The organism is Polyangium sp. y55x31 (assembly GCF_029946505.1).
GTDB lineage: Bacteria > Myxococcota_A > Polyangia > Polyangiales > Polyangiaceae > Polyangium.
Genome location: NZ_JARZHG010000002.1, coordinates 328270 through 348781, shown reverse-complemented (window position 1 = coordinate 348781; position 20512 = coordinate 328270). Strand labels below are relative to the sequence as shown.

At 68.4% G+C, this 20512-nt stretch carries 17 protein-coding genes and 1 tRNA gene; 8 read left to right on the top strand and 10 right to left on the bottom strand.

Going from position 1 to position 20512, the window contains the following annotated elements; genetic code table 11:
• Positions 1-9: 9 nt before the first annotated feature.
• The 4 genes from secF to QHF84_RS04625 all read left to right on the top strand — a co-directional run bounded on the left by secF (position 10) and on the right by QHF84_RS04625 (position 5139).
• Positions 10-1266, top strand: a complete 1257-nt coding sequence (gene secF, locus QHF84_RS04640) for a protein translocase subunit SecF (RefSeq protein WP_281311940.1) — start codon at positions 10-12, stop codon at positions 1264-1266.
• A 107-nt stretch (positions 1267-1373) separates the two neighbouring features.
• Positions 1374-3188 (top strand): single-stranded-DNA-specific exonuclease RecJ, encoded by a 1815-nt coding sequence (recJ, locus tag QHF84_RS04635; protein ID WP_281311939.1) that lies wholly within the window; start codon positions 1374-1376, stop codon positions 3186-3188.
• 11 nt (positions 3189-3199) lie between these two features.
• On the top strand, positions 3200-3979 hold the full coding sequence (locus tag QHF84_RS04630; protein WP_281311938.1) for an ATP-binding cassette domain-containing protein: 780 nt from the start codon (positions 3200-3202) through the stop codon (positions 3977-3979).
• A gap of 35 nt (positions 3980-4014) precedes the next feature.
• The gene (locus QHF84_RS04625; protein WP_281311937.1) at positions 4015-5139 is read left to right on the top strand and encodes an MlaD family protein; all 1125 of its coding nucleotides are present in this window, start codon (positions 4015-4017) and stop codon (positions 5137-5139) included.
• Between the two features lie 9 nt (positions 5140-5148).
• On the opposite strand, the gene QHF84_RS04620 is transcribed toward QHF84_RS04625, so the two are convergent.
• On the bottom strand, positions 5149-6639 hold the full coding sequence (locus tag QHF84_RS04620) for a PLP-dependent aminotransferase family protein (protein ID WP_281311936.1): 1491 nt from the start codon (positions 6637-6639) through the stop codon (positions 5149-5151).
• A 90-nt stretch (positions 6640-6729) separates the two neighbouring features.
• Between QHF84_RS04620 and QHF84_RS04615 the strand changes: the two genes are divergently transcribed.
• From QHF84_RS04615 to QHF84_RS04605, 3 genes are all read left to right on the top strand, one after another.
• Positions 6730-7815, top strand: coding sequence for a GNAT family N-acetyltransferase (locus QHF84_RS04615; RefSeq protein ID WP_281311935.1), 1086 nt, complete (start codon positions 6730-6732; stop codon positions 7813-7815).
• A gap of 56 nt (positions 7816-7871) precedes the next feature.
• Positions 7872-9047 carry a pyridoxal phosphate-dependent aminotransferase gene (locus QHF84_RS04610; RefSeq protein ID WP_281311934.1) on the top strand — a complete coding sequence of 392 codons (1176 nt, stop codon included), beginning with the start codon at positions 7872-7874 and terminating at the stop codon, positions 9045-9047.
• A 116-nt stretch (positions 9048-9163) separates the two neighbouring features.
• Positions 9164-9235, top strand: a tRNA-Val gene (locus QHF84_RS04605).
• A gap of 49 nt (positions 9236-9284) precedes the next feature.
• On the opposite strand, the gene QHF84_RS04600 is transcribed toward QHF84_RS04605, so the two are convergent.
• On the bottom strand, positions 9285-10238 hold the full coding sequence (locus QHF84_RS04600) for a hypothetical protein (RefSeq protein ID WP_281311933.1): 954 nt from the start codon (positions 10236-10238) through the stop codon (positions 9285-9287).
• Positions 10239-10477: 239 nt separating this feature from the next.
• A complete protein-coding gene (locus QHF84_RS04595) occupies positions 10478-12067 on the bottom strand; it encodes a TIGR02266 family protein (RefSeq protein ID WP_281311932.1) in 1590 nt (529 codons plus the stop codon).
• A 242-nt stretch (positions 12068-12309) separates the two neighbouring features.
• On the opposite strand from QHF84_RS04595, the gene QHF84_RS04590 reads away from it, so the two are divergent.
• Positions 12310-12666, top strand: coding sequence for a PilZ domain-containing protein (locus tag QHF84_RS04590; RefSeq protein ID WP_281311931.1), 357 nt, complete (start codon positions 12310-12312; stop codon positions 12664-12666).
• Positions 12667-12762: 96 nt separating this feature from the next.
• On the opposite strand, the gene QHF84_RS04585 is transcribed toward QHF84_RS04590, so the two are convergent.
• From QHF84_RS04585 to pilB, 7 genes are all read right to left on the bottom strand, one after another.
• The gene (locus tag QHF84_RS04585) at positions 12763-13314 is read right to left on the bottom strand and encodes a helix-turn-helix domain-containing protein (RefSeq protein ID WP_281311930.1); all 552 of its coding nucleotides are present in this window, start codon (positions 13312-13314) and stop codon (positions 12763-12765) included.
• Positions 13315-13426: 112 nt separating this feature from the next.
• Complete coding sequence (locus QHF84_RS04580) at positions 13427-15181, bottom strand: hypothetical protein (RefSeq protein ID WP_281311929.1); 1755 nt, start codon at positions 15179-15181, stop codon at positions 13427-13429.
• 54 nt (positions 15182-15235) lie between these two features.
• A complete protein-coding gene (locus tag QHF84_RS04575; RefSeq protein WP_281311928.1) occupies positions 15236-16447 on the bottom strand; it encodes an OmpA family protein in 1212 nt (403 codons plus the stop codon).
• Positions 16444-16725 (bottom strand): DUF4398 domain-containing protein, encoded by a 282-nt coding sequence (locus QHF84_RS04570; protein WP_281311927.1) that lies wholly within the window; start codon positions 16723-16725, stop codon positions 16444-16446. The genes QHF84_RS04575 and QHF84_RS04570 overlap by 4 nt, the downstream gene beginning before the upstream one ends.
• 159 nt (positions 16726-16884) lie before the next feature.
• Positions 16885-17544 (bottom strand): transcriptional repressor LexA, encoded by a 660-nt coding sequence (gene lexA, locus QHF84_RS04565; RefSeq protein ID WP_281311926.1) that lies wholly within the window; start codon positions 17542-17544, stop codon positions 16885-16887.
• A gap of 107 nt (positions 17545-17651) precedes the next feature.
• Entirely contained in the window at positions 17652-18770 is a 1119-nt protein-coding gene (locus QHF84_RS04560) for a type IV pilus twitching motility protein PilT (RefSeq protein ID WP_281311925.1), read from the bottom strand.
• A gap of 2 nt (positions 18771-18772) precedes the next feature.
• On the bottom strand, positions 18773-20485 hold the full coding sequence (pilB, locus tag QHF84_RS04555; protein ID WP_281311924.1) for a type IV-A pilus assembly ATPase PilB: 1713 nt from the start codon (positions 20483-20485) through the stop codon (positions 18773-18775).
• Between the last annotated feature and the right edge of the window lie 27 nt (positions 20486-20512).

Here is a 20512-nt window from a genome sequence, read left to right as displayed (position 1 = left end):
GCGCGGCACATGGAATTCATCAAGCCTGGGCAACAGTTCGACTTCATGAGCAAGCGCTGGCTCTTCATGGGCCTCAGCGCGCTGCTCCTGCTCGCGTCGATCGTCACCTTCTTCAAGCCGGGGCCCCACCTCGGCACCGACTTCAAGGGCGGCACGGAGCTCGAGGTCGCCTTCCTCAAGCCGACGGAGGCCGGCGACATCCGCGCGGCCGTCGAGTCACTCGGCTTCAACGCGCCGGACGTCATCCGCGTGAAGGACAGCGGCGCGGAGGACACGCACCGCTTCCTCATCCGCGTGCAAGAGGTCAGCGCCCTCGGCGAGGAGCAGAAAGAGGCGATTCGCCAGAAGCTCTGCATCCTGCCCGAGGGCACGGCGCCGAGCGCGGAGTACGACGCGCGCTGCCCGGCGAACGCGCGCGCCAGCGAGATCAAGTTCAGCCCCGGCGGCGACAAGGTCACGATGCGGTACGAGGTCGAGCCCGATCTCGCGACCATTCGGACGCAGCTCACGGGCATCCAGGGCGTCGAGCTCCGCACGGGCGAGAACAACCCCGTCGTCGTGAGCGCGCGTGACCACAAGGTCGAGGCGCAGCTCAAGTCGCGCGGCGATCAGCTCCTCGACGGCCTGCGCAGCAAGCTCGGCGCCGACCGCGTGCCCGAGCGCGCGCTGCGCGTCGAGTGGATCGGCCCGAAGGCGGGCGCGCAGCTCCGCGACGCGGCCATCCGCAGCATCGCGATCGCGATCGTGTTCATCATGGCCTACATCGCGTTCCGGTTCGATCTCCGGTTCGCGCCCGGCGGCATCCTCGCCCTCGTCCACGACGTCGGCATCGCGCTCGGGGCCATGATCATCACGCACCGCGAGATCACGCTCTCCACGGTCGCCGCGATGCTCACGATCGTCGGCTACTCGATCACGGACACGGTCGTCGTGTACGACCGTATCCGCGAGAACCTGACGAAACACCGGGGCATGTCGTTCTCGTCGATCATCAACCTGTCGATCTCCGAGATGCTCGGACGCACGATCATCACGTCCGGCGTGACGGCGCTCTCGATGGTGTGCTTCCTCGTGTGGGGCACGGGCGTCATCAAGGATTTCGCCTTCGCCCTGCTCGTCGGCATCGTGGTCGGCACGTACTCGTCGATCTACGTCGCCGCGCCGTTCACCGAGTGGATCGACCGCAGGTTCTTCGGCGGCCAGGCGACGGCCCAGAAGAAGATCGCCCGCACGAAGGCCGTCAAGCGCGCCGACGCGGTGGTCTAGACCTCGCTCCCTCCCCGCAAACCACGACGCCCCGCGGTGTGCACCACCGCGGGGCGTTTCGTTTTTCCAGGAACCAACGCGCCAGGAAGGACGGTTTTCCGACCGGCATGGACTCCGGACGAGGGCTGCGCTACGCGTGGGCCCCACGGATGTTGAGCGAGGCCGCGTGGGCACAGGCGACGGATCCCGAGGCGCGGAGCCTTCTCCTTCCGTCCACCGCGGCGACCCCGGAGCGCGACGGCGCGATCCGTGATCCGGGCGAGGCGTCTGTCGAGGCGCTGGAGCTCTCGCGGGCGCTCGGGCTCTCGATCACCGTCGCCGACGCCTTGTTCCGTGCGGGTCGCCGAGCCGACGCCGAGACGCGCCTTTTCCTCGATCCGCGACTCGCGCACCTCACGCCGCCCGACGCGATGGCCGATCGCGAGCTCAGCGCAGATCGCCTCGCGCGGGCGATCCGCGCGCGTGAAAAGGTCGCGGTCTTCGGCGATTACGACTGCGATGGGATCACGTCGTGCGCGATCGTGACCGAGGTGCTGCGCGCGCTCGGCGGCGACGTCGTGCCGCTGCTCGCGACGCGCAAGGACGGCAGTTACGGCTTCAACGCGAAGGCGCTCGAGCGCGTGCGAAAGACGGGCGCGACGCTGCTCGTCACGTGCGACTGCGGATCGAGTGATCACGAGCGGCTCGCGACGGCGCGGGGCCACGGCATCGAGACGCTCGTGATCGATCATCACCTCGTGCCCGCGGAGCCCTTGCCCGCGATCGCGTTCTTGAATCCGCATCGGCCCGAGTGCGGCTTCCCGTTCAAGGGGCTCGCTTCGTGTGGGCTCGCGCTCTCGCTCGGCGCGGCGGTGCGTCGGGCGCTCGGCGCGAACCTCGACATGCGGCAATGGCTCGATCTCGTGGCGATCGGGACCGTGGCCGACGTGGCGCCGCTCGTCGGCGACAACCGCGCGCTCGTGCGGGCCGGGCTCGCGGTGCTCGGCCAGGGCACGCGGCCGGGCCTGCGAGCGCTGGCCGAGCTCGCGCGGCTGGATCTCGGGCATGGCGTGAGCGCGGACGACATCGCGTTCCGCATCGCGCCGCGCCTCAACGCGCCGGGTAGGCTCGAAGATCCGGATCTCTCGCTCGCGCTCCTGCTCGAACGGGACAGCACGCGCGCGGCCGGGATCGCGGCGACGATCGAGCAGCTCACGGCGCAGCGGCGCGCGATCCAGGAGGAGATGATCGGGCAGGCCCTGCGCGAGATCGAGTCGAACGGGTGGGCGAAGGAGCCCGCCATCGTGCTCGCGCGCGAGGGGTGGCATCCGGGGATCGTGGGCATCGTGGCGGGCCGCGTGGCCTCGAAGTACGGCAAGCCCACGATCGTCGTGGCGCTCGACGGCGGATCGGGCCGTGGATCGGTGCGCGGGCCGGCAGGGTTCCCGCTGCACGACGCGCTCGTGCTCTCGCGCGCCGGGCTCGTCGGGTTCGGCGGGCATCAGGCGGCGGCGGGTGTCGAGGTGCGGGCGGATCGGGTCGAGGCGCTGCGCGCGCTCTGGTGCGACGCGGCGATCGCGCTCGGCGCGATGAAGTTCGGGCCGCTCGAAGGCGAGGCGGACGTGCGCCTCGACGATCGCGACGAGCCGGCCGTGGTGGCGCGTGATCTCGAGCGGCTCGAGCCGTGCGGGCAGGGCAACCGCGCGCCGCGTGTCCTCGTGCGTGGGGCGCCGGTGCGCGTGTCGCGCATGATCAAGGGTCACCTGAAGCTCGAGATCGCGCTGAAGCGGCACGTGATCGGCGCGTTCGGGTACGAGCTCGGCGCTCTCTCGCACGGACTTGCGGGTGGGCGCGTGGACATCGTGGGTCGGCTCCGGCGCGACACGTGGCGGGGCGGCAGCGCGGTCGAGATCCGCATCGATCGCGTGGAGCGAGCGAGCTAGGAGGGATGACCGTGAGCGAGCCGATCATCCGGTTCCGCGATGTACGCAAGGCGTTCGGCCCGAAGGTCATCTATCGCGGCTTGAACCTCGAAGTTTTTCCGGGCGAGACGCTCACCGTCATCGGCGGCTCGGGCGTGGGCAAGAGCGTGATGCTGAAGCTCTTGATCCGGCTGCTCGAAGCCGACGGCGGTTCGATCACGTTCCACGGCGAGGACATCACGCAGATGAAGGAGGCGAAGGCGCGCCTCATTCGCCGTCGGATCGCGATGCTTTTCCAGGGCGCGGCGCTCTTCGACTCGATCTCCGTGGGCGAGAACGTCGCGTACGGGCTGCATGAGCACTATCGCGACGAGATGACCGAGACGCAGATCGCCGAGCGCGTCGACTGGGCGCTCTCGCTCGTGGGTTTGCCGGGCATCGAGGCGATGCGGCCCGCGGATCTCTCGGGCGGCATGAAGAAGCGCGTGGGCCTCGCGCGGGCGATCGCGGTCCAGCCCGAGGTCTTGCTCTACGACGAACCGACGACCGGCCTCGATCCGATCAACACCGAGCGCATCAACCACTTGATCCGGGGGCTCAAGAAGGCGCTCGACGTGACGAGCATCGTGGTGACGCACGACATGAAGAGCGCGTTCGCGATTTCCGACCGCATGGCCATGGTGCAGGCGGGCGAGATCATCCTGTCTGGCCGGGTCGAGGAGTTCCAGCGCTCGACGGATCCGCGGGTGAAGAACTTCATCAACGGCATCGCCCCGGTCAACGAGGACGTCGAGACGCTCCTCCGCGCGTGACGACAGGCGCGTCTTCGCGCATGATGGGGGAGCAGATGAACAGGTCGCGCGACGTCAAGGTCGGGCTCTTCGTGCTGGCGGGGCTGCTCTTCTCCGCGCTCGTGATCTTCTTGATCGGCGATGAGCGGCGCTTCTTCAGCTCGTCGGTGAAGTTCACGACGACGTTCTCCGATGTGCAGGGCCTCAAGCCCGGCGCGCCGGTGCGCATGGGCGGCATCGACATCGGCAACGTGAAGAAGGTCGGCTATCGGCCGGGGCAGGCGGAGGCCGTCGTTTACGTCGAGATGGACGTCGTGAAGGCCGAGGCGGAGCGCATCCGCAAGGACAGCATCGCGCGCGTCGCGGCGAAGGGCCTGCTCGGCGACAAGATGATCGAGATCTCGAAGGGCAAGGCGTCGGAGGCCGTTCCGCCGGGCGGCGAGATCCTGAGCGAGGAGCCCACGGATCTGATGGGCATCGCGCAGGGCATGACGTCGAAGGCCGACGCGGCGCTCGGCAACATCTCGAAGATGAGCGAGAGCCTCGCGGACGAGCGGTTGCACCAGGATCTGCGCGGCAGCGTCGCGTCGGTGAACAAGCTGCTGAAGGACGTGTCCGAGGGCGAGGGGTACCCGAGGAAGTTCCTGACGGACAAAGAGGAAGCCGAGCGGATCTCGCGCACGCTGCAGAACCTCGACCGTGCGGCCTCGGAGCTCGCGCTCACGCTGGCCGAGGTGCGCGGCGTGGTGACGCGCGTGAAGTCGGGGCCCGGCTTCGCGCACGAGGTGATCTACGGCGACGGTCCGCAGAAGGAGATCGCGCAGTTCGGCGCGGCGGCGGGCGAGGTCGCGAGCACGCTGAAGGGCATCCGCGAGAGCGACAGTTTTGCCCATGACGTCCTTTACGGTGGCAAGGGCAACGGCGCGGAGGCGCTGGCCAACGTGACAGCGATGACCGCGGATCTGCGGGCCATCGTTGCCGACGTGCGCAAGGGCAAGGGCACCGTGGGCGCGCTGCTCGTCGATCCCTCGATCTACGAGGACGTCAAAGCGATCGTCGGCAACGTGAGCCGCAACGACATTCTTCGCGCGCTCGTGCGGTACTCGATCAAGCACGACGAGAAGAAGCCGGGCGTCGAGGTGACGCCGGGCAAAGAAGAGCCGGCGGCGCAGAACAAGTAAATAAGCGCTTCAAGAAGCGGCACGTGTGGCGCCCTTCGTGGGCAGGGCCGCGCGCAGGCGTGAGATGCCTTCCTGGATCTCACGCTCGTCGAGCGCGGCGAAGCCGGCCCGGAAGAAGGGGCGCGAGCGGCCGTCGAAGGCGTAGCGGCGCGCGGGGTGGATCACGACGCCGCGATCGAGGGCGCGCGTGGCCCAGGCGTCGACGTCGATCCCCGGCGCGACGCGGACCCACATGGCCATGCCGCCAGGCGGCGGGGCGAGCTCGACGGCATCGCCGAGATGTTTCCGTAGCGCCTCTGTGAGGACGTCGCGCCGCGCCTGGTAGATGCGGCGCATGCGGCGCGCATGGCGTTGCACCTCGCCGTCTTCGAGCAGCTCCGCCACGGCGCGTTCGAGCGCGAGATCGCCTTGCCGATCGACGAACGAGCGGATCGCGGCGAGGCGCTCCACGAGCGGCGCGGGCGCGACGACGAAGCCGATGCGCAGGCCAGGCGCGAGAATTTTCGAGAGCGTGCCGATGTAGACGACCACGCCCGCTCGATCGGCGCTCGCGAGCGGCAAGACTGGGCGGCCGTCGTAGTGGAACTCGTGATCGTAGTCGTCTTCGAGGATCGCGATGCGGTGCGCGCGCGCGAGGTCGAGGAGACGGATGCGGCGCGCGGGCGAGAGCAACGCGGTCGACGGGTACTGGTGGTGCGGCGTGACGTAGACGGCGCGCACGGGCTCGCGGGCGACGAGTGCGGCGAGCGCGTCGATCGAGAGGCCCTCCGCGTCGACGGGAAGCGGTACGAGGCGCGTGCCCGTCTGCGCGAGCGCTTCCCATGCGGGGCGATATCCGAGCGCCTCCACCGCGACGACGTCGCCGGGCCCGAGTAGCGCGCGCGCGCAGAGATCGAGCGCCATCTGGCTGCCACGCGTGACCATCACGTCCTCCGCCGACGCGCCGAGTCCTCGCACGGCCGCGAGCATGTCCGCGAGCGCCGCGCGGAGACGCTCGTCCCCGCGCGCGTCGCCGTACTCGAAGAGCCGCCTCGCCGAGCTGCGCAACACGCGCCGGTACGCACGCGCGAGCACCTCCGTGGGCAAGAGCCGTAGATCGGGCATGCCTCCGGAGAACACGATCGCGCCCGGTGGGTTCTCGTGCGCCCAGCCTGCCGCGGAGATACGCGCCGGCAGATCGAAGCCCGCGCGCGCTGCGATCGTGCCGAGCGTGGCTGGCGTGGCGCGGCGCCGCGGGACGTCGGGCATCGTGGTGGAGACGTAGGTCATCGTCGCGCTGCGGGTCTCGACCCAGCCTTGCGCGGCGAGCTCGCGGTACGCGGCGACGACGGTGTTGCGATGGACGCCGAGCGATCGCGCGAGCGCGCGGCTGCCGGGGAGCGCGGCTCCGGGCCGGAGCCTGCCGCGGCGGATGTCCTCGATCAGGGCGCGCGTGATCTGCACGAAAAGCGGGACGTCGGGGGAGGGATCCAGGGCGAGCTCGAAGGGATGTTCGCGCACCCGACTGGTCTATCCGATTTTTCGGAACTGGTCCTTCTCGGGGTACCAGCTCCGGACCACCTTCCGGCCATGCGTAGGGAGATCTTCCGGATGGATCGTGCAAGCGCGGTCGCGCTCCTCGCGCGCGCACCCGTGGTGCACGTCGGCTCGACGACGCCTGACGGCGAGCCCGTGCTGCGCGTCGTGCACGGCGTCGTCATCGGTGATCACGTGCTCTTTCACGGCGCGCCCGCGGGCGAGAAGATGGATGTCGTCGGTCGGCGAGCCGTGATCTCGGCGGAGGAGACCGTCGCCTCGATCCCGAGCTACTTCGTCGATCCGGAGCGCGCGTGTCCGGCCACCACGCTCTACCGGAGCGTGCAGGTGCACGGGACGATCGAGCGCATCGAGGCGCCGCACCGGAAGGCCGCGATGCTCGCGGCGCTCATGAAGAAGCATCAGCCCGAGGGCGGCTACGTGCCGATCGACGCCGAGCATCCGCTCTACAAGAAGGCCGTCGCGGGCGTGCTCGTGCTCGGCGTCTCGCTCGAACGGCTCGATGGCAAAGCGAAGCTCGGGCAGAACCGCACGCCCGCGGAGGTCGGTCGCATCCTCGAATTGCTCTGGGCGCGCGGCGCGCCGGGCGACGCCGCGGCGGTCGATCTCGTGCGCGCGGCGAACCCGTCCGCGGCGGTGCCGTCGTTCCTCGAAGCGCCCGCGGACACGACGCTCGTGTGTGCGCTCGGGGAAGCGGATGCCGACGAGGCGACGGCGCTGCTCGTGGGCACGTACTGGTGCGAAGGCACGGCGCCCGATCGCATTCGGAAAAGCTTGCTTGGTTCGTCCGCCTGGGTCGGCGCGCGTGATCGAGCCGGCGCGCTCGTCGGGACGGCGCGGGCGATCGCGGACGGCGCGCGGCGCGCCTGGATTTACGACGTGATCGTCGCGGACGCGTGGCGAGGTCGCGGGCTCGGCCGCGCGCTGATGCGACTCTTGCTCGAACATCCGGCGGTGCGCGGCGCGGAGACGGTGCTCTTGCGCACGCGGGATGCCATGAAGCTCTACGAACCGTTCGGCTTCCGGACGCGGCACGTGCACCGGACGGAGGGGCCGGAGATCCACGAGATGATCCTCCGGCGAACGGGAGTGAGCGGAGAGTCCGCCTGTCCGCTTGCGTCGGCAGGGAAAGGCACGTAGTGCAGTGAGAAGGGTCTCTAGAGATGCCTCGAAAGCTCGCTGATCGTCTCTCCGCCGTGGCCCCGAGCGCTACGCTCGCGATGGCCGCTCAGGCCGCTCGCCTGCGCAGCCAAGGTCACAAGGTCTACCCTTTCAGCGTCGGGGAGCCGGACTTCGAGCCGCCTCGCCATGTGCTCGACGCCGCGAAGGCCGCCATCGACAAGGGCGTCTCGCACTACACGGCCGTCACCGGCACGCCCGAGCTCAAGGCCGCCATCTGCGCCGCGACCGAGCGCGACCGCGGCTATCGCCCCGCGCCGAACGAGATCACGGTGTCGTGCGGCGCGAAGCACGCGCTCTTCAACGTCGCCCTCGGCCTCTACGAGCCCGGCGACGAGGTCGTGATCCCCGCGCCGTACTGGGTGAGTTACCCCGAGCAGGTCCGCATCGTCGGCGCGACGCCCGTGATCGTCGAGACGCGCGAGGACCAGGGCTTCCGCATGGATGCGGCGTCGCTCGAGCGCGCGATCACCGAGCGCACGAAGGCCATCATCCTCTGCACGCCGTCGAACCCCACGGGCTCGGCCTACGCCGAGTCGGAGCTGCGCGCGCTGCTCGACGTCGTGCGCCGTCACGACCTCTGGCTCGTCGTCGACGAGATCTACGCCGACCTCACCTACGACGGCTTCCGCCACGCGTCGGTGCCCGCGATCGCCGAAGATCTACGGAGCCGTACGATCGTGATCTCCGGCGTGAGCAAGACGTACGCGATGACGGGATGGCGCATCGGCTGGAGCATCACGCCGCCCGAGCTCTCCAAGGTGCTCGACATCGTGCAGAGCCAGAGCACGACGAACGCGACGGCCGTGGCGCAGGTCGCGGCCGCCGCCGCGCTCTCGGGCCCGCAGGACGCCGTGCGCGAGATGCGCGACGCCTTCGCGAAACGCCGCGATCGTATGGTCGAGGGCCTCCGCAGCATCCCCGGCGTGCGCTGTCGCATGCCCGAAGGGGCCTTCTACGCGTTCGCCGATGTCCGGGGCCTCTACGGCATCCCGTCCCCGAACGGCACGATCCAGACCGACCTCGACGTCGCGATGTGGCTCCTCGAAGAGGCGCACGTCGCGAGTGTGGCGGGTACGCCGTTCGGCGCGCCGGGCTACGTACGGTTCTCGTACGCCTGCTCGGAGAGCGACATCGACGGAGGAATCGAGGCCATCCGCGCGGCCGTCACGGCCTCTCGCGGCGGGGGCTGAAAATTCCGATCGTCCCCATCATCAAAACACTTGTCGGACGACATGGCTTGCGCTAGTCATGTCGCCGTCGTCGAGACGCGGCGGGACGTGACCCACGCCCTGCCAAACCCTCGTACGGGCGCATAACTCAGCGGTAGAGTGCGTCCTTCACACGGACGAAGTCACAGGTTCAAATCCTGTTGCGCCCACCCCGTACCTCACCTCGTTGACCTTGCTCCCCCCGGAGCCCTCGCGAGGTTACTGTTTGGAAGAGCCCGCCTGATCGAGGCGCTTCGTGATGGCGTCGATCGTCGCGCGAAGGTCCTTGCGATCGCCAAGGCAAGCGAAGCAGTCGGACTGACGGTGCCAGCTACAGCCCTTCGTCGCGAGCAAGGGTTTTAGGTGCGCGAGCGCGCGCTCGTCGCCTTCCTTGGCCGCGCGCGCGAAGAGCTTCTTGCGATCGCAGCCAGCCGCCGCGCGAAGATCGTTCGCGATGAGCAGCCCTGGCCCGGCGAGCTCCTTGACCTTGGGATCCGTCAACAACCGGGTCGCGCGTTCCTTCGGAAACTTGCCGAGGCCCGACGCGCTGAGGAGCTCGTAGAGGAGCTCGGGCCCACGCGCGCCCATCTCCTTGCCCATGATGTCGAGCGCCGTCGCCGCGACGTCCACCGGACCGTTCGCCACGATCAAGAGCGACTGCTTGACGTCCGGATCACGCGCCATGTCCGGCGCAACTGCGAGGAGCTTGCGCACGGTCGTCATCGCCTTGGCGTAGTTCGCCTTGTCGCGCGTGTACGCGCTGACGAGCGCTCGAAGCACGTCCGGATCGTCGGCATACCGCTCCGCGAGCGCCGCGAGCGCAGTTGCGCCCTTCGTCCGCGCTGCATCGAGCTCCTCCGCCGACGCACGGTTCGTCGTCGTCGCAGGCTCCTTCGTCACGACCGGCGTCGACGCCGGGATCACCGGCGCCGCATCCTGCGCCGCCGAACCCGCATCGCTCACCTCCGCCGCGGACGAACTCTGCTCGAGCGCGTCGATCGGCGCCGTGCCACGGAGCATGATCGCGAGCGCGACGATACCGACGACTCCGACGAGCCCGACGCCCGCGAGCGCCACGGCGAGCGCGCCTCGACTACGCGTCGGTGCAGGTCGCGCGCGCGGCGCCTGTCCCGGCAACGCCGGCGCGTACACGGTGGCAGCTTCGGCGATCACGCCGCGCTCTGCGCCTTGCCTGGAACCCGACGACCCAGCGCCGCTCATTCAGGTCCGCATGATACGCGGCGACGCGCGGCGCGCACCATGCAGCTCGACGGGTTTCACAGATGGACACGACGCATCCGCCTGCGCTGCGAAGCGCGGGACGCACACGAGGTCGTGAGGAGGAATCGGAGCGGAAGGGGAGGGAGGTCGAGTGAAGCGCGGGCGGCCGGATCGCAGCCGCCCGCGGTGGATCACTCGTAGTCGTCGCCGCCCGAGGGGGGCTTGGGCGCGGCCGGCGGCGGCTTCGGCTTCTCGGCCTCGGGCGTCGCGGCGGGCTTCGGCTCGGCCTTGGGCTCGGCCTTGGGCTCGGCCTTGGGCTCGGTCTTCGTCTCGGTCTTCGGCTCCGCGGTGGGCGCCGCCGTCGCGGGGGCCGCCGCTGCGCTCGCCGTGGTGGGGGGCGCCGCGTTCGCCGAGGACGAAGGCTCCGGCGCTGCCGACGCCGAGGCCGCAGGCACGACCTCCGGGGTCGGGGCGGGCGTCGGCGCGGCCTTGACCTCGGGCTTGACCGTCGGCTGGACCTGCGGGGTGGGCGCGGGCGGCGTCTCGTTCTTGCTCTGGCCGAGCGCGAGGAAGAGGCCGCCGCCGATCGCCGCCGCGATGAGCAGGATCGTCAGGATGCGGCCACCGCCGCCGCTGCTCTCCTCGACGGGCTCGGGCGGCGGAGGCGCGGCCTTCGCTGCGGCAGCCTTGGGCTTCGTGCCGCCGCTCTTGCCCTCGCCGGTCTTCGCCTTCGTGCCACGCACGTCGACGGTCTTCGCCTCGCGGCGATCGTCCCCGTCGCTCTTCTTCGTGCTCGATCCGGCCTTGCTCTCGGGCTTCTTCGAGACCGGCTTCTCGGAGTCGGCCTTCTTCTCCTCGGCCTCGGCCTCGGGCTCCTCGGCCTTCGCTTCGGCCTTGGGCTCTTCGGCCTTCTCCTCGGCCTTGGGCTCTTCGACCTTCTCCTCGGCCTTGGGCTCTTCGGCCTTGGGCTCCTCGGCCTTCGCTTCGGCCTTGGGCTCTTCGGCCTTCTTCTCCTCGACCTTGGGCTCGGCCTTCTTCTCCTCGGCCTTCTTCTCCTCGGCCTTCGGCGCTTCCTTGGCGAGCTCGATCTTGCCGCCGCTCACGTCGTCGAGCGAGCTGCCCGTGCCCGCGAGCGCTTGCTTCAGGAGCTCCGCGGCCTGGCGCATCACGGTGCGCTCCTCCGGCGGCGGCATGTCCTGCTCGGGGGTCGTGGACGGGAAGAACCCGCCGCCGCCGCTCGATTCGCTCTTCTTGTCGTCGGCGCCCGTCGTCGGCTTGCCCGCGGCCTTCGCCGCAGCGCCGACCGCGCCGAGCCCGAGCATCGTCGACGCGCGCGGACCGGCCTTCGCCGCGGCCGCCGCGGGCGCAGGCGTCGCCGCGCCGTCGCCGTCATCGCTCGTGCCTTCGGGTTTGCCCGCGTCGTAGGCGTTCGGGCCACCCTTCTGGTTGTCGACGAGGCGCTGGATCATCGCCTTCGAGTCGTCGTCGATCTTGATGAACTTCACGCCCATGCCGGCGGGCGACTCGTCCGTCGACTGATCCGAATCGCGCTTCCAGACGACGCGGCCCACGCCGCTGAGCACGGACTTCTCCTCCTGGATGCGGATCTCGAACTTGAGCAGCGTCCCGGGGGGGAAGGGCGACGACGTCTTGATGAAGATGCCGCCCTTGCTCACGTCATGTGAATGGTTCTCGATGAACTCGTCGACGGTGGCGCTCTTGTAGCGCACGGTCATCGAGAGCACCTTCGCCCGCGGGTCCTTACGAGTGTCCTCAGCCATCAGGGTAGAGCTCCCATCTCGATCAACGAAGGGTCGCTCCGGGTCGCCCCGGCGCGAGCAGCGGCGCGGATGTTACCTTGAGGTCGCGCACAAACCCAACTACGTTGTAACGGCCTCTGGCCGGAAAGTTTTCGCGCCCTCGTTTGCCCAGAGACGCGCTCCACGCTCGAGCCCGCTCGCCGATCTCGCGGATCGAGCGCGCCGCGCATGTGTCGCCTCTACGATAGAGATATCATTTTCGCATGTCCGTTCGGGACCACTTCCGCGCGCACGGACGAAAGCGCATGGAGCTCGAGGCCACCCTCCTCGACCAGGAGGGCCGCGCCCGCGGCGTCACCATCCGGGACCTCGGCCTCGGCGGCGCCGGCATCGAGGTCCTCGAGCGCGATATTTCGGCCGCCGCGGGAAATGAGCTCACCCCCGATACGTCCGTCACCCTCGAAGTGACGACGCCGTCGCTCTGGGACCCGCTCCGCTTGAACGGCACCGTCGCCTGGATCCGCCGCGGCACGCCCGGCGGTCGTCGCACGCGGGCCGGCATCCGCTTCGAGCATCACGACGCAGGCACGCTGCTGTCGTTGTTCCAGATCCTCACGTAGCTACACGCGCGAGCTTCATGTGTCGCGCGAGGACTCCCGCGCGCCTCACGAGCAACACGAGCGTCGACGCAGAACGCTGCGAGATCGTTGCGACGTTCAGGAGAGCAGCCGCGCGCGGTGTCCTTCCTGGTTGTAGCGAACGGCGTAGAGGCCGCCGAAGAGCGCGGACACGCCGATCGCGAACACCCAGAACAGAGGCGCGAAGATGAAGGTCGCGACGAGCACCTTGCCGAACACCAGCACGAGGAGCGACGCGGCGAGCACCACGCGCAGCGGCGCGGCGTACGCGAGGCCGATCCCAGGGACGAGCGCGCCGAGCACGACCGCGACCGTCACGCTCTTCCGCTCGACCGTGAGCGGGCTGTGCCGCGCATACGTCGCGGGCGTCGAGCATGCGGCCCGCGTCGGCCGCGTTTCGCGAGGGCGCGCGCGCCGCGCGATCGTGGAGAGGCCGCGGACGCGATAGACGACGAACCCTTCGTTCTCGTCGACCTCGAGATCGAGCAGCCCCTCACGAGCCATCCGGTCGAGCGCTCGCTGCACGCGCGCGGGTGGCACCCGCAAGTGCGCGACGACGTTGGCCACCGTGAGCGGAACGCCGCGGCTGCCGAGCTCGATTACGTCGATCTGGAAACTCTCGTAGCTCACCAGCGATCTTCTAGCGCTCGCCGACAAAGGGCGTAGTGCATCGAAGATCGTTGGTGTACGGACGAATTTTCGTGGAGGAGTCTGGTCGCGCGTCGAGCGACGCGGACAGATTTCAGAAGGCGAAGACGGGGCCGAGGGAGGGCGCGATGACCACGGCGAACGTGGTCAGCATGAACATCGCCTTGATCTCGGCGGTCACGCCGAAGTTCGGCGTGAAGGCGTAGGTGGCGCCGGCGCCGACCGAGACGAAGTTGAGGCCCGAGATCTGGTAGGCGTCGAGGTCACGGCTGATGGCAGGCGTGCTGCCGGGGCAGCTATCGTCGGCCGGATCGATCTTGTCCTCGCCGTTCTTCTGCAGCTTGTCGCAGACGGTGACGGGCACGGCCGCCGAGACCTTCGCGAGGCCCACGCCGATGAAGCCGAACGGACGGACCTGACCCTGCTCGAACTGGCTGCCGAGGAACGAGTACCAGCCGCGCAGCTCGCCGTGGATGGGCGGGAAGCTCGACATGGTCGCGTGGAGCTCGTTCGGCGGCTGCTGATCGGACGAGGGGTGCCCGCCGAACGCGATGCCGAAGCGCAAGCCCGCGCCGAGCGCGCCCGAGCCGAGCTTGACGAACTCGCGATCGTACGAGGCGAAGACGCGGCCGCCGGCCGGCGCGAAGCCGCCCTGGATGCCGTTCGTGCCTTGCGCCGCGATCGGATCGCCGAAGAAGCGGTCGCTGCTGCCGGGGTAGAAGCAGTAATACGCTTCGTTGGAGCCCGAGCAGACGTTCTCGGCGCTGCTGATCAGCATCAGGTCGAGCTGACCGCCGAGGCCGATGATGTTCTTCTTGCCCTTGCCGGCGGGCTGGGGGCCGGTGTCGTCGCCGTCGCGCTTGCCTTCTTCGCACTGGCCGTTCTGGCAGATGAGCCCGGCCTGGCACTCTTGATCGGCCTCGCAGGTCGCGCCCCAGCCCTTCTCGCCGCGCTTCTCCGTGGAGGTCTTCTCGCAGCCCGGCAGGCCCGGCGGGCAGTCTTCCTTCGCCTTGCACTGCCGCGGGGGCTTCTTGCCCGGCAGCGAGGGCTCGTCACCTTCGAGCTCGCGCTTGATCGGAACGCGGTACGGATCCTTCTGCGAGCCCGCCTTGAGCTGCTCGCCGGCTTCGTCCGTGACGACGATGTAGTACTTGATGTCACCCGTCGTGGTGACGTCCGCGCACGGGATCTCTGCGCCCCAGCCGTTGCCGACGCGCTGCATCTCGAGCGAGGTCCACTTCGAGGCGCCGAAGGGCTTGTACCGGAGCGTCGCCTTCGCGACCGTGACGTCCTCGCCGACCTCGATGAACACGGGCACGGGCGTGTTGACCGCCTGCTCCGCGATCGGCGTGTGCTCGAGATCCCCGCCGGGCTTCTCGGCGGGTTCCTCGCCGTCCTCGCTCGGCGGAGGCTTCGACGGGCCGGCGGGCTTGCTCGGCTTCGCCTGCTTCTTGGCCTCTTCGAAGGCCTTCGTCAGCTCAGGCGTGGTGAGCGACTCGATCAGCGCGGCGTTCGGGTCGGCCTTGAGGGCCTCGACGAACTCTTCCTTGGCCTTGTCGAGCTTGTTCGAGCCGCCGTAGACCGTGCCGAGCGCGATGTGGAGCTTGCCCAAAACCTTTGGGCTGCAACCATCGTCGCCGCACTTCTTGAGCGCGTCCTTGAGCTTCTTCTCGGCCTTGTCGAACTCGACGGCGAGGTAGTCCTCGTCCATCGCCTGGTCGTGGAGCTTGAGGGCCTCTTTGTCCTTCTCGCCTGCAGCGAAGGCCGCGCCCGGATAGCCACAAAGGCCACCTACGACGACAGCGGAAAGCGCAAAGGCAGCGAACGACCCAAACGGACGGAGATGCACGGCGGTCTGTCCTCCGGGAGGAGCGATGGGGGAGGGCTCGTCGGTACCGAGGTTTTACTTCTGACCTTCGGTCCGGACAAATTGCACGCGTCGATTCAGCGCGCGATTCTGATCGGTCGTATTCGGCACGAGGGGAACTTCCATACCGTAGCCGTGCGACGTGAGCCGGCTCGGATCGATGCCCTTCGCGACGAGGTACTTCAGGACGGCCGCAGCGCGGCGATCCGAGAGCTTCTTGTTATACACGGCCGAACCCTTGTTGTCCGTGTGGCCCTGGATCTCGATCTTGATCTTCGGGTTGTCCTGAAGAACCTGCGCGACAGCGTCGAGGATCGCGAAGCTGTCGGGCTTGATCTTGTCCTTGTCGAACTCGAAGTGGATCTGCTGGGTGATCTTGATCTCCTTCTCCGTCACGATGACGAGAGAAGGCTTCTTCGGGCACCCAGGCTTGTCGCCGCCCACCACGCCGGGCTCGTTCGGGCACTGGTCCTCGAGATCCGGGACCGTGTCCTTGTCGTTGTCCGGCTCGGGGCAGCCGTCGACATCCTCGTACCCGTCCGGATCCTCGGGCTCGTTCGCGCAGCTCTTGCCCGTCGCGGGATCCTTGTCCGCGTCGTCGAGGATCGTGTCGAGGTCGTTGTCGAGCTCCGGACAACCGTCGTCGTCGAGGTAGCCGTCCTTGTCCTCGGGCACGAGGACGCAGCTATCCTTCGAGTTCGGAAGGCCGTCGCCGTCCGTGTCCGGATCGTCGGGGCAGCCGTCCTCGTCCTGGAAGCCGTTCCACGTCTCGGCCTCGCACGGGCACTTCGTGTCCTGCGGATCGAGGTAGCCGTCGCCGTCGCAATCTCCAGGAGGCGGCGGCGGGGGCGGCGGCGGCGGCGGCGCCTCCTCCTCGACGAAGCCACGCTCGGCGCACTTCTGCGGCGGCGAGAGATCATAGGCCGCGTGCGCGTTCGCGCGCGCGATGTCGAGGTGCGCCTTCGCCTTGAACAAGAAGCCCTGATCGAGCTCCGTCTCCGCGAACGTGAGGTGGCTCTTCGCCGTCGCGAGCTCACGCGGCGCGCAGCGGATCGCGCCGTTGCGCTCCGCCTGTCCCGCGATCTTCGTGAGGCCCTCGATGTCGCCACGCATGCCCGACACCTGCGAGCACGAGGCCTGCCCGAGCGCCACGACGACGAGCGCCGGCAGCGCCCAGCGCCCGTACGAACGATCCGCCGGACGACGAGCCGGCTTCTGCATCTTGGTAGCGCCGCGCGTGCTCTTCATCGGCCCGATCCTTCGTGCGCCTGCTTCGCGAGAACGATGGCCTTGTCGGCGTACTCTTCCGCCGTGCTCGCGAACTTGATCGCGTCGCCGTAGTCAGCGGTCGAGGCCTCTTCCATGGCCTTGTGGAGGTGCTCCTTCGCGTACCAGAACTCGTAGGGCGCGTAGCGCTCGGCGCCGAGCGCCTCCGCCGTCTCGAGCTTCGAGGAAGCGCTGCTCGAGGTGATCGCGTAAATCGATCCACCACAGCCGGTCGCGCCGATGAGAAGGAGGCCTCCCACCGCTGCCAGCACCCAAGCTCGGAACCGCCGCACGTGCGCCTTCACGATCGCGTTCTTTCTGGAGCGACGACGGAACCGATCCGTCGCTCCCATCCGTGTCCGGGACGCTATCAAGCGTGCGCGCCGCGCGTCAACGGTGCTGTGACACGCGGGATACGGTCAAAGCCGGCGGAATACCGAGACCACGACGCCGAGCAGCATCGTCGGCTTGAAGTCCGAGGCCCGCACGAGGATCGGGGCCATCTTCGAGTTCGCCGGTTGGAACCGGACGTAGTCCTTCTCGGGGAAGTAGTACTTGACCGTCGCCTCGTCCCCGATGAGCGCCACCACGATCTCGCCGCGCTGCGCCGTGGGCTGGCGACGCACGAAGATGTAGTCGCCGTTCAGGATGCCGGCCTCGATCATCGAGTCGCCCGTGACCTTCAAGCCGAAGATCTCGCGACCCCCGCGCACGAGCATCCGATCGATGCGGACCGTGTCGATGAGGTGCTCCTCGGCGAGGAGCGGCAGACCCGCAGCGATCCGGCCGACGACCGGGACCTCGCAGAGGTCGTCCTCGGGCGCCTCGGGCAACGAGATCGGCTCGTCGGCTCGGGCGTTCGCGGACATGTCCTTCGGCCGCAAGGCGCGGCTCTTCATGTCCTCCCGCGTCAAGTACCCCTTCCGCTCGAGCGCACGCAGATGGTCGTTCACCCCGTTCGTGGAGCGAATGCCCATGTGCGCGCCGATCTCTCGCAGCGTGGGCGGATACCCCCGCTCGTTGATGGACTGGCGGATGTAATGCAGAACCTGCTGTTGGCGCTCGGTGAGCCCTTGCATCGCAGCGCCTACCCTACTGAACGGGCGGTGGGGTGTCAAAACTCCTGCTTTGTTTCTTACGGGAGGGATTCGGGGACTTCGGCGGGAGGCTGGATCCGCCGGGCTCGCTAGGTCGCAGGGCCGCGGCGGACGGCACGCCCTTCGATCATGGCGCGCAGCTCCTCGATGTCACCGGCATGCGCGAGCGCGTCCTCGAGCGAGATCAAGCGGCGCTGGTAGAGGCCGTAGAGGCACTGGTTCATCGTCTGCATGCCGCTGCCCGCCTGGCCGACCTGCATCTGCGAGTAGATCTGATGGAGCTTGTCCTCGCGGATGAGGTTCCGGATGGCCGCGTTCGGCACCATGACCTCGACCGCGAGCGCGCGGCCTCCGCCGACCTTGGGCACGAGCTGCTGCGTCATGACCGCGGCGAGCGTGAAGCTGAGCTGCGCGCGGACCTGCGACTGCTGGTGCGCAGGGAAGACGTCGATGATGCGGTTGATCGAGGAGACCGCGCTGTTCGTGTGGAGCGTGGCGAAGACGAGGTGGCCCGTCTCGGCGATCGTCAGCGCCGCCTCGATCGTCTCGAGGTCGCGCATCTCGCCGACGAGCACGACGTCCGGATCCTGGCGGAGGATGTACTTGAGCGCGTCCTTGAACGACGCCGTGTCGGCGCCGACCTCGCGCTGGTTCACGACCGAGAGCTTATGGTTGTGGATGTACTCGATCGGGTCCTCGACCGTGATGATGTGCAAGCGCTGCTCGGAGTTGACCTTGTCGATGATGCTCGCGAGCGTGGTGCTCTTGCCGGAGCCGGTCGGTCCCGTGACCAGGACGAGGCCGCGCGGCTTGTTGGCGATCTCGGAGGCGACGGGCGGCAAGCCGAGATCGTCGAAGCTCAGGATCTTGAAAGGGATCTGGCGGAACGCGCCCGCGACGGCGCCGCGCTGCATGAAGATGTTGGCGCGGAAGCGGGAGATGCTCGACAGGCCGAACGAGAGGTCGAGCTCGTTCTTCTTCTCGAAGACGATCTTCTGATCCTCGCTGAGGACCGAGTAGCAGAGCTCCTTCGTGTCCTCGTCGGAGAGCGGCGGCAGCTTGAGCGGGACGACCGAGCCGTCGATGCGCAGGAGCGGAGGCGAGTTCCGCGTGATGTGCATGTCGCTCGCCCCCTTGTCGACCATGACCTTGAGGAGCTGCTGGATCGTGTAACGGAGGGGCTCGCGCCCCGGCGTCTCCGCGGTCATGGCTAGTCTCCCATCGTGACGCGACCGACCTCCTCGGTCGTCGTCATGCCCTGCATCACCTTCTCGATGCCCGCCATGCGCAGGGTCATCATCCCGTTCTTGATCGCGGCCGTCTTGAGCTCCGCGGTCGAGGCGCCCTGGAGGACGAGCTCCTTCAGGTTGTCCGTGAAGCGCATGACCTCGTAGAGCGCGACGCGGCCCTTGTAGCCCGAGCCGTTGCACGTCTTGCAGCCCGCGCCCTTCATGAGCTTGGCGTTCTTGATCTGATCGGGCGTGAAGCCGAAGTCGGCGAGCGTGCGCGGGTCCTGCTTGAAGGGCTGCTTGCAGTCGGCGCAGGTCTTCCGCGCGAGGCGCTGCGCGAGGACGAGGTTCACGCTCGCCGTGATCAGGAAGGGCTCGATGCCCATGTTGAGCAGGCGCGAGATCGTCGACGGCGCGTCGTTCGTGTGCAGCGTCGAGAGCACCATGTGGCCCGTGAGCGCGGCCTTGACCGCGATCTCGGCGGTCTCGAAGTCGCGGATCTCGCCGACCATGATGATGTCCGGGTCCTGGCGCAAAAAGGAGCGCAGGGCGGCCGCGAAGTTCAGGCCGATGGAGTCCTGCATCTGCACCTGGTTGATGCCGTGGAGGTTGTACTCGACGGGATCCTCGGCGGTGCTGATGTTCGTCTCGATCTGGTTGAGCTCGGAGAGCGCGGAGTAGAGCGTCGTGGTCTTGCCGGAGCCCGTGGGGCCCGTGACGAGGACCATGCCCCAGGGCTGGTTGATCGCCCACTGGAAGTCGTCGAGCGGCTTCTTGTCGAAGCCGAGCTTCGTCATGTCGAGCTGGAGGTTCGACTTGTCGAGGAGGCGCATGACGATCTTCTCGCCCCAGATCGTCGGGCAGACGGAGACGCGGAAGTCCATCTCCTTGCCCTTGCCGAGCTTGAGCTTGATGCGGCCGTCCTGCGGCAAGCGGCGCTCGGCGATGTCGAGCGAGCTCATGATCTTGAGCCGGCTCGCGATCGCGTTCTTGAGCTTCATCGGAGGCTGCATCTCCTCCACGAGCACGCCGTCGATGCGGTACCGGACGCGGAGCTTCTTCTCGTACGGCTCGATGTGGATGTCGCTCGCGCCCTTCTTGATGGCGTTGAGGAGGATCGCGTTCACGAGCCTCACGACCGGCGCGCCCTCGGCGGCCTTCTCGAGCTCGAGGACGTTGACGTCCTCGGTGTCGACCGTGAAGTCGACCTGCTCGTCGCCGAACTCGGCGAGCATCTCGTCGTACGAGGGGCCGGCGGAGTAGGCGCGCTCGATGGCCTGGGTGATCGCGCCCTCGGAGGCGACGCGCGGCTCGACGATCGAGCCCGTGAGGAACTTGATGTCGTCGATCGCGTGGAGGTTCGTGGGATCCGCCATCGCCACGACGAGCGAGGTGCCCGACCGGAACAGCGGGATGATCTTCTGCTTTTCGCAGACTTCGCGCGGGACGAGCTTCAGGACGTCGGGATCGAACTCCGTGCCGTCGAGGTCGGCGACGGGGACGCCGTACTGCGTGGCGAGGAAGCTCGCGATGTCGTCGTCGGACAGGTAGCCGAGCTTGGTCAGCACCTGGCCCAGGTTGGTACCGCTCTTCCGTTGCTCTTCCTGCGCCTGGCGGAGCTGCTGCAAGCTGATGAGCTTCTCGCGGACGAGCAGCTCGCCCAGGCGGGTCTGGCCGGTCGTGAAGTTGGACATCGAGCCTCCGATGGTCCGCGGAGGGAA

What these genes read in the sequence shown, in the direction of transcription:
- QHF84_RS04615 (WP_281311935.1), top strand. Translation starts at nt 6,730, where the DNA reads ATGGATCGTGCAAGCGCGGTCGCGCTCCTCGCGCGCGCACCCGTGGTG.
- QHF84_RS04590 (WP_281311931.1), top strand. Translation starts at nt 12,310, where the DNA reads ATGTCCGTTCGGGACCACTTCCGCGCGCACGGACGAAAGCGCATGGAG.
- recJ (WP_281311939.1), top strand. Translation starts at nt 1,374, where the DNA reads ATGGACTCCGGACGAGGGCTGCGCTACGCGTGGGCCCCACGGATGTTG.
- secF (WP_281311940.1), top strand. Translation starts at nt 10, where the DNA reads ATGGAATTCATCAAGCCTGGGCAACAGTTCGACTTCATGAGCAAGCGC.
- lexA (WP_281311926.1), bottom strand. Translation starts at nt 17,544, where the DNA reads ATGCAAGGGCTCACCGAGCGCCAACAGCAGGTTCTGCATTACATCCGC.
- QHF84_RS04575 (WP_281311928.1), bottom strand. Translation starts at nt 16,447, where the DNA reads ATGAAGAGCACGCGCGGCGCTACCAAGATGCAGAAGCCGGCTCGTCGT.
- QHF84_RS04560 (WP_281311925.1), bottom strand. Translation starts at nt 18,770, where the DNA reads ATGACCGCGGAGACGCCGGGGCGCGAGCCCCTCCGTTACACGATCCAG.
- QHF84_RS04595 (WP_281311932.1), bottom strand. Translation starts at nt 12,067, where the DNA reads ATGGCTGAGGACACTCGTAAGGACCCGCGGGCGAAGGTGCTCTCGATG.
- QHF84_RS04625 (WP_281311937.1), top strand. Translation starts at nt 4,015, where the DNA reads ATGAACAGGTCGCGCGACGTCAAGGTCGGGCTCTTCGTGCTGGCGGGG.
- pilB (WP_281311924.1), bottom strand. Translation starts at nt 20,485, where the DNA reads ATGTCCAACTTCACGACCGGCCAGACCCGCCTGGGCGAGCTGCTCGTC.